We start from the raw sequence: 675 nt of genomic DNA on the forward strand, positions 1-675 counted from the left end.
TATCATGCTTATATTGTCCCCAGCCCCTACTTAGAACTGTACGTGCGGAGCTACCGCATACAGCTCCCGATAAACCTAGGCTCCCCAGCCTGTTTCACGAGTGTTAGAACATAGGTATCGTTTTCCATTGTTTTGGAAAATCGATTGCATTCAGTATATCGATTAACTTTTTCCAAGTCATAGGTTTCCTACCGCCTCGACGATTAAACCAACTTAATAAACTTCTTTTACAGAGATCAATGAATGATTTTACTCGTCTTTTATTGTCCGAAATGCCGTGATAGGGCAATCCCCCCATTTTTAACCGAAGTTAAAAGTAGAGGATTAGGCCACTAGAGCCAGTTTTTGCCTTGGAGTAATCCCTCCAATAGCAGTATTAGGTCGTTCGTTGTTGTAGGTCCATAGCCATTGTGTCGCATAGTGTTGAACCTCGGCAATACTTTCAAACAAATATTGGCTTAACCAATCATATCGAACTGTTCGATTATAGCGTTCAATATAAGCATTCTGTTGTGGATTTCCTGGTTGAATAAAAACCAATTGTATTTGATTTTTATCAGCCCATTGCCTCAGTAACTTCGAAATATATTCAGAACCATAGTACCCTTTGAAGAGGAGTCATAGTTGAGAAACAATCTTTAGGTTAACCCAATGAAAGTAAACTTAAGGAGAATC

At 39.3% G+C, this 675-nt stretch carries 1 pseudogene; it reads right to left on the reverse strand.

The window, feature by feature from the left end:
* Window positions 1-324 precede the first annotated feature (324 nt).
* A pseudogene (locus Lnau_RS16780) lies at window positions 325-597 on the reverse strand (integrase core domain-containing protein); the annotation flags it as partial.
* Window positions 598-675: the final 78 nt, after the last annotated feature.

Source organism: Legionella nautarum (assembly GCF_001467895.1).
GTDB classification, from domain to species: Bacteria; Pseudomonadota; Gammaproteobacteria; order Legionellales; family Legionellaceae; genus Tatlockia; species Tatlockia nautarum.